Below are 7,702 nucleotides of genomic sequence, written 5' to 3'. Positions count from 1 at the left end.
GAACAGGACCGTGAAACGACTTTGCGCCGATGATAGTGCTGCAACCAGTGTGAAAGTAGGTTATCGTCAGGCTAGTTATAAGAAAAAGCCCGCTAGTGATCTAGCGGGCTTTTTTGCGTCTGCACGCACAACCCCACCGCTCGAATTCGCACTGCGAATTCTCGCCTGGTGGGGTTTGTTGCTTTGTGCCTGCGCTCCTCACTGAGCGGACAGTTCAACCATGTAAGCCGCCGCGAGGCGCGCGAACTTCAGCGCGTGCGCAGTCTGCCCGCCCGAATTCGCCAGCGTATCCCGCGACGTATGAATGACCGGGTTATCGCGCGCCATCGACGACTCGAAGGGCATCGACGCCGCATAGCCCTGGGCATCCCAGCTCGCGTGGTCCGAACACCCGTAACCGCACTTGTCGTAGGCCACCTTCAATTCCGGAAGATACACAGCGGCCAGCTGGGCCAGGAAGGCGTTCTGCTGCGCATTCGTGTAATCCGTGATCAGGTAGATGTCGTTCGGCGCGCCCTTGTAATTGGTCATGTCGAGCTGCAGCACGCCTGCGACTTTTCGACTGGCTTGTCTGAATTGCCTGGCGATCTCCTGCGAGCCGCGCAATCCCGCTTCTTCCGCCGCATAGGCAATCGCGTGGATCGTCCTGCGCGGACGGTAGCCGCTTTCGATCAGCGCGCGCAGGGCTTCGGTCATGCTGGCGACGCCGGACGCATCGTCGTCCGCGCCAGGCGCGCGTGCCGTCTCGCTCATCCCGTACGCGATGATCGAATCGAGATGCGCGCCGACCACTACGTACTCATCCGCCAGGTCTGTCCCGGCAATGGTCATGGTGACGGAAGGCTGGGGATAGCCCCGGTGAACGACCTGGGCCACCGCGATGTCGTCGCGGCCGGCGCCGAGGGTTTGCCATGCCGCCTGCAGCCAGTTCGCCGCATCGACGCCGGTCTGGCTTCGGTAATAGCGGTTGGTGAATCCGCTGAGGGCCTGGATCGTTGTCTCGATCTGCTTATCCTGCATGCCCGCCAACATGGGTTCGACGACATCCCGCCGCGAGATCGAATACGCCTGCACAGGCGGGGCGGCAGGATGCCGGCCGAGGGCGCGCCTGGCCTCGGCTTCACTGGCGTGGTACATGAAGCCGCCGCATTGCCCCATGCGTTGATGGATCGCACCGGCAATCGCCGCCAATCTGCCCTCATCCAGGACAATGGCATGGACCTTTTCCGAGGCCCCGGCCACGCGCACCTGGCGGCTGTCGATCGACACCGCATCGGGAGCCAGCATTTTTATATGCCGGAAGGCGGCGTCGCCGATGGTGATCCATGCCCGTCTTTTCATGGACGGGCCAGCGCTCGCGGCCAGGCTGAGGCCAAGGGCGAAGAACAGGCAGAGCGTCAGCAGGCGCGGCTTCATTGTATTTCCCTTTGGCATTCTAGAGAAAAATGCTAACAGCGCCGATTACGCTGCCATTTGCCTCGCCTCAACATATTCAGAATCGGCACGCCCCGACAACACATGCCCTAGGGGGGGGTCTTTCGCTATCTGAACGTTAATCGTACGTTCATTCCTACATTGGCTCGGATTCTTTTCCTATACAGCACCCTCTTATCGGCGCGCATGATCGGTCTTCGGTTCAGCGAAGCGAAGGAGGAATCATGAAATCTAAAGACAAAAGCTTGGGCGGGGACAACCGTTCGCGCGGGATCCACAAGCCGAAAGGTGTCACGGTTGCAGAAGGAAGCATGCAGACGCGCGCCCCCGGCGCGGTGATGCCCGGCGGCCCGGAATCGCCTTTCCGAATGGCTGGCACTGGATCACAACAATCGGACATGAACGGCCGTAGCCAGCGCACCGGCGCCGGCACTGTCCACCAGGGCTGGAGCGCACGCCAGCGTGGTGAACGCATGCAGGCACAGGCAGAGCAGGACCGCCTGGGCGAGTCCCGGCAATCCCGCCAGGGTGGCGCCGAGCAAGACCAGCAGGCCGGCTCCCAGCAGTCGGACTCCGGCAAGGGCGGTTCAGCCTCCGACTCTGGCAGCAAGCGGAACGAGAAGAATCCCGGCAGCTGAACGCCGGCGCACACATTGCGAGCCCGGGTCTCCCGGGTTTTTTTACGTCCAGCGCCCGCCATCTCAAGCGCCGCAACCGTCCCCTGCGCCAATCTGGGGCACAATGCACCTGTCAGCCTTGCCATTTCAACCATGACAGGAGAAGCATGAACGAACAGGTCGCACGCAATGTCGTGCTGGTGCGCGCCATCGAATCCGCCGACGTCAACCACGCCGTGCTAAGCGACGATGACCGCAAGTACGCGAGCCGCAGCGCGAAGGAACTCGCTGCCTGGCAGGCTGCCGAAAGCAAGTCTGCCGTCACCCAGCATCATTTCCTGCAGCAGCGCTCCGAGCAGATTTTAAAACGGCTGGGCGAACGCTCGCCCGCCTTCGGCGCTTTCGCCAGGCGCAGGCTGGGCCTGGGCGGGGTCTGGGTGGCCCTGCCTTTCCTGGCCTTCGTCTCGGGCGCCGCCATCGATCGGATCGCCGATCCGCACCGGGTCGACCTGCTCTCGGGCCCCTTCCTCTTGATCATCGGCTGGAACCTGCTGGTCTATCTCGCCATGCTGGTGTGGGCCCTCGTTCCAGGAAAACGCCATGGCTGGGCCGGGCCGAAGCTGCTGGCCCGCCTGAGTGTGGGCAAAGCCGCGGTGCCGCGCAAGCTGCCGGTGCCGATGGCCGAAGGCCTGGCCGTCTTCATGGGCGAATGGGCCAAGCTGAGCGAACCGCTGACCCGTGCGCGCCTGCGCCGCACCGTTCATCTGGCTGCCGCCTGCTTCGCGCTCGGCGCCATCGCCTCGCTCTACGCGCGCGGACTATTGACCCAATACGCGATCGGCTGGGAAAGCACCTTCCTCGACGGCCGCCAGGTGCATACGCTGCTGTCCTGGCTGTTCATGCCGGCGATGAGCGTGTTCCACTTCTTGCAGGGCTTTTCGCTGGCCGAGATCGAACTGCTGCGCTTCGAGCGCGTGGTCAACCCTGCCAGCGGCGAGCGCTGGGTGCATTTGTACGGCGCCACACTCCTGCTGCTGGTCGTGCTGCCGCGGCTCGTGCTCGCCGGCTTTGCCGCCTGGCGCGCACGCCGCCTGGCGCACCACTTCCCGCTCGACCTCGACCAGCCTTACTACCGCAAGCTGGCCGACAGCATCGGCGCCGGCACCCCGGCACTGTTGCGCGTGCTCCCCTACAGCTACTCGCTGGATGAAGCACGCGACCGCGGCCTGTGGGCGATCGCCGCCAATGCGCTCGGTGCGCAGGCGCGTGTGCAATTGCGGCCATCGAGCGCCTACGGCATCGAACCGAAGGATGCCTTGCGCGACACCGCGCTCGACGAGGCCGGCGTGACCGTCACCGCCGTCCTGTTCAGCCTCGCGGCCACGCCGGAGAAGGAAAACCATGGCGCCTTCCTCGACTACCTGACCAAGCGCGTGCGGCGTGGCGTGGCGGTACTGGTCGACGAGTCGCCCCTGAGCGAACGTGGCGGCGAACAGCAGGGCAATGCCGCGCGCCTGGCGGAACGCACCGCCCTGTGGCGCCAGTTCTGCAGCTTCCACGGCACCTCCGCCACATTCGTGAACCTGCTCGAGCCGGAGAAGTATCCGCTCGAGCTGGGCGCCGGGCTCACCTTGCCGGAGCTGCGATGACACTGGTGAAGAACCCCGAGCCGGTCAAGATCCAGTTCGCGCTGGTCTCGCACACCAACAACGGCAAGACGACGCTGGCCCGCACCCTGGTGGGCATGGACGTGGGCGAGGTGCGCGACGCCGCCCACGTGACGCAGTTCGCCGAGGCGCACCCGCTGCAGCAAAGTGAGGCCGGCGACACGCTCCTGTTGTGGGATACGCCGGGCTTCGGCGATTCGGTGCGCCTGCTCAAGCGCCTGTCGATCGCCGGCAACCCCATCGGCTGGTTCCTGCGCGAGGTATTCGACCGTTACCGCGACCGCCCGTTCTGGCTCAGCCAGCAGGCGCTGCGCGCGGCCAAGGAAGAAGCCGACGTCATTCTTTACTTGGTCAACTCGTCCGAGTCGCCGCAAGACGCCGGCTACCTGCCGTCCGAAATGAAGATCCTCGAGTGGCTCGGCAAACCGGTCGCCGTGTTGCTCAACCAGATGGGACCACCGCGGCCGGGCGCCGAAGAGTCGGGCGAGCAGGGGCGCTGGCGCCAGCATCTGGCCCAGTTTCCGGTCGTGAAAGAAGTGCTGCCGCTCGACGCCTTCGCCCGCTGCTGGGTGCACGAACATGTCTTTTACGAAGCGATTGGGCGTCTGATCGACCCAGCGAAGCAGCCCGGCTATGCGCGCCTGCTCGAGGCCTGGTCCGCCGCCAACCGCCAACGCTATGCCGGCGCGCTGCGCGTTGCGGCCGAGCAGCTGGCGGCGGCCGCGCGCGACCTCGAACCGATCGGGGAAGAAGGGCGCAGCATGTTGCGCAGTGCCCTCAAGGCGGTGGGCATCGGCAAGGATGAGCAGCGGCGCCAGGAGCTCGCCATGGCGGCGCTGGTCGAGCGCCTGAACCAGCGCATCAACGGCGCGACGGCGCGCATGCTGGCCCTGTACCGGATCGACCCCGGCCAGGCGCTGACCATCAACGCGCGCGTGCGCGACAACTTCGCGGTGCACGCGCCGGTAGACAAGGCGCAGGCCGGCCTGCTCGGGGCGGTGGTGTCGGGCGCGGCGACCGGGCTGTCTGCCGACATGATGGCCGGCGGCCTGACCATGGGCGCGGGCGCGTTGCTGGGTGCGATCGTCGGTGGCCTGACGATGGCCGGTGCCGCCTGGGGCTTCAACCAGCGGCTCGACCGCGACAAGCCAGGCGTGCAGTTCGCCGATCCATTCCTGCAGTCGCTGCTGGTCAGCGCGGTGCTGCGCTACCTGGCAGTGGCGCACTTCGGCCGCGGTCGCGGCAACTGGGTCGAAGGCGAGGCGCCCGCCTTCTGGCAACGCGAAGTGGAGCAGGTCCTGGACGGGCACGCCGCCAGCCAGCCGGACCTATGGAAGTCGGTGCGCGCCGCACCAAGCGAGGACGCGGCGGCGCAGCTGGTGGAAGCCGTGCTGCGGCCCGCCCTTGATGCTACGCTGGCGAAACTCTATCCCGGCGTTGCGCTGCCTGCACGGGCGGACATCGTCACTGCCTAAGAGCGTCTAACAATTCCCCCATGGCGGCGTTGCATTGTCTCGCCGTACTAGCGTACTGTCTTCGACAATGCGCCTGGCCCTGGGGGGTTGTTAGGCGCTCTAGAACTGATATTGGGCGCTGGCGCCCAGTATCCAGTTGCGGCCGGGCGCGGCTTCGTAATAGCGGCGGTTGGCGTCGCCCACGATGACCGAGCCGACGTAAGCGCGGTCGAACAGGTTGTTCAGGCGCGCGAAGCCCTTGAGGCGCCACCGGCCCAGCTGGTGGCTGCCCTGCACGCGCGCATTGACGATGGCATAGCCCGGCGCGGGCGTGGCGGTGTTGGTGTCTTCCGCATAGACGCGGCTATTCGCGATCGTCTCGAGTGCGGCGCCGAAGCGGCCCGACTGCTCTTTCCAGCCCAGCTCCCCGTACAGGCTGGTCTTCGGAATGCCCGGCAGGCGGTTGCCCTCCGCGACCGCGCCGAAAGCCTGGTCGTAGGTGGCGCGCAGCGCCGTGAGCGCGAGGCGCGCGTTCCAGCCCGCTCCCAGTTCCGCATCGAGCGACAGCTCGCCGCCCTGGCGCAGGGTTGCGCTGGCATTGCGGTAGCTGGTGCGGCCGCCCGACGAGCTGTCGACCACCAGCTCGCCCTCGGTACGCACCTGGAACACGGCGGCGTTGACGCGCACGCCAGGGGTGAGCATGGCCTTGACGCCGGCTTCGAGGTGCTTGCCGATGGCCGGGCCCAGGCCATAGTTGAAGCCGCCGCCCGTCCCGGAGTAGAACAGTTCATTCAGGGTCGGGGTTTCGAATCCGCGCGCGGCGCTGGCGTAGACGTTCAGCGAAGGCGACACCTTGTACAGTACCCCGAGCAGCGGCGCGGTGTGGCTGTAGTCGACGCTGCCGCTGTCGTTACCGTTCGCCACGAAGCGGTCGGTGACGTCGAAGCTTACGCGGCTACGGCGCAGGCCCCCGCTCAAGACCCATCGGCCGCGTTCCCATTCGAGCTGGGCGTAGGGATCGACGGTGCTGACTTCGTTCTGTTCGTCGCGCCGCAGGCTGCCCTTCACGCCGAAGGTATTGCCGACGAAGTTCTCGAAGCCCTGCCGTGCATCGCGCGAGCGGGCCACTTCGATGCCGACGGTGGCGCGCAGGGTGCCGCCGGCCACGGTACGCACCGCGCGCCAGTTGGCATCGATGCCATGGAAGTCGCGGTCGAAATCGATGACGCCGCCGGAGTGCGTGGGCGGCGCCTGGAAGCCGCGCGAGAACGACTGGTACTGGATCACGCGGCGGTTACCGCCATAGGCGGTCAGCAGCAGGCGGTCTGGGCCGAAGCGGTTTTCCCAGGTGAGGCCGAACTGCTGGTGGTCGATGCTCTTGCGCGTGTCATAGCGCTCGGCCAGGGTGCGCTGGGGCGACTGGGTGTCGGTGGTGTCGATCTCGCCGGCGCGCGGGTCGCGCTGATAAGTGGCCCAGGTCACGCCGAGCGGGTCCTGGGTATCGTCCTGGCGCAGGCCGCTGGCGGTGAGGACCAGGCGGCTGTCGCCCGTTGGCTCGACCACCAGCTTGGCATAGGCCTGGTCGCGCGTGGCGGCACTGTGGTCGCGGTAGCCGTCGGTCTCGAAGCGCGAGGCATCTAGCAGGTAGCCGAACTTGCCGCTGCTGCCCTGGGCATTCACATCGAGCTTGCGCAGGCCGTCACTGCCGGCGCTGAAACTGGTTTCGACCGCAGGCGCGCCCTTGGGATCGCGGGTGAACAGCTGGACCACGCCGCCGGAGTGGTTGCCATACAGGGCGGAGAATGGACCGCGCAGTACTTCGATGCGTTCGGCCATGTCGAGGTTGAAGGTCGCGGCCTGGCCCTGGCCGTCGGGCATGGTGGCCGGGATGCCGTCCGCCACCAGGCGCACCCCGCGCACGCCGAAGGCCGAGCGGGCGCCGAAGCCGCGCGAGGAGATCTGCAGGTCTTGCGCGTAGTTCTGGCGGTCGCGTGCGACCAGGCCGGGCACGGCGGCCAGGGCTTCGGAAGCATTGACGCGCGGCTGGGTGTCGCGGATCTGCGCCGCATCGACGACGTCGATGGCGGCCGGAAGGTCGAAACTGCTGTGTTCGGAACGGGTAGCGCTGACGACGACTACGTTGGCTGGGGTGACGACGTTCTGGGCCAGCGCGCCGAGTGGGACGCACACACACGCCGCGGCGATGGCGTGCCGGCGGAAAAGGTCTTGCTTCACTTGATCTCCAATTGCTTGCTATTCAGGCATGCAATATACCCGCCATTGGCAAAGTGCTCACGCACCGCTCTCGCGGAAGCTGGTTGAAGACGGGCTTGCGGACCGTGAAAAGCTTTGCTATAGTTCGCCTCCGCTTCGGGGTGAGCAAAAAAACGTTAACGTAATCAAGTGCTTACGTTAACAAGCTCAACAGGAAAATCTGAAAAACGAAGCGGACGAGGGGTTGACGAGTTAAGCGAAACACTGCATAATCTCACTTCTCTGCTGCTGACGAACACAACGCTTCGTACGGTAC

5 protein-coding genes are annotated in these 7,702 nt (G+C 65.9%); 3 read left to right on the top strand and 2 right to left on the bottom strand.

All coding sequences use genetic code 11. From position 1 onward, the window contains the following. Positions 1-198: 198 nt before the first annotated feature. Complete coding sequence (locus AC56LU_RS23885) at positions 199-1,416, bottom strand: M20/M25/M40 family metallo-hydrolase (protein WP_497178095.1); 1,218 nt, start codon at positions 1,414-1,416, stop codon at positions 199-201. Positions 1,417-1,658: 242 nt separating this feature from the next. Here AC56LU_RS23885 and AC56LU_RS23880 point away from each other — a divergent pair, with 242 nt between their 5' ends. The 3 genes from AC56LU_RS23880 to AC56LU_RS23870 all read left to right on the top strand — a co-directional run bounded on the left by AC56LU_RS23880 (position 1,659) and on the right by AC56LU_RS23870 (position 5,193). After that, a complete protein-coding gene (locus tag AC56LU_RS23880) occupies positions 1,659-2,072 on the top strand; it encodes a hypothetical protein (protein WP_497178094.1) in 414 nt (137 codons plus the stop codon). Between the two features lie 146 nt (positions 2,073-2,218). Next, on the top strand, positions 2,219-3,700 hold the full coding sequence (locus AC56LU_RS23875) for a DUF2868 domain-containing protein (RefSeq protein WP_497178093.1): 1,482 nt from the start codon (positions 2,219-2,221) through the stop codon (positions 3,698-3,700). Continuing rightward, positions 3,697-5,193 (top strand): DUF3482 domain-containing protein, encoded by a 1,497-nt coding sequence (locus AC56LU_RS23870; protein ID WP_497178092.1) that lies wholly within the window; start codon positions 3,697-3,699, stop codon positions 5,191-5,193. Before AC56LU_RS23875 ends, AC56LU_RS23870 begins: the two co-directional genes overlap by 4 nt. Before the next feature lie 99 nt (positions 5,194-5,292). On the opposite strand, the gene AC56LU_RS23865 is transcribed toward AC56LU_RS23870, so the two are convergent. After that, on the bottom strand, positions 5,293-7,407 hold the full coding sequence (locus tag AC56LU_RS23865) for a TonB-dependent receptor family protein (RefSeq protein WP_497178091.1): 2,115 nt from the start codon (positions 7,405-7,407) through the stop codon (positions 5,293-5,295). Between the last annotated feature and the right edge of the window lie 295 nt (positions 7,408-7,702).

This window comes from Telluria sp. PB2R4, assembly GCF_059685695.1.
The sequence above is the reverse complement of the archived record's forward strand: the minus strand, read 5'-3'. Positions and strand labels throughout refer to the sequence as shown.

What these genes read in the sequence shown, in the direction of transcription:
- AC56LU_RS23885 (WP_497178095.1), bottom strand. Translation starts at nt 1,416, where the DNA reads ATGAAGCCGCGCCTGCTGACGCTCTGCCTGTTCTTCGCCCTTGGCCTC.
- AC56LU_RS23880 (WP_497178094.1), top strand. Translation starts at nt 1,659, where the DNA reads ATGAAATCTAAAGACAAAAGCTTGGGCGGGGACAACCGTTCGCGCGGG.
- AC56LU_RS23875 (WP_497178093.1), top strand. Translation starts at nt 2,219, where the DNA reads ATGAACGAACAGGTCGCACGCAATGTCGTGCTGGTGCGCGCCATCGAA.
- AC56LU_RS23870 (WP_497178092.1), top strand. Translation starts at nt 3,697, where the DNA reads ATGACACTGGTGAAGAACCCCGAGCCGGTCAAGATCCAGTTCGCGCTG.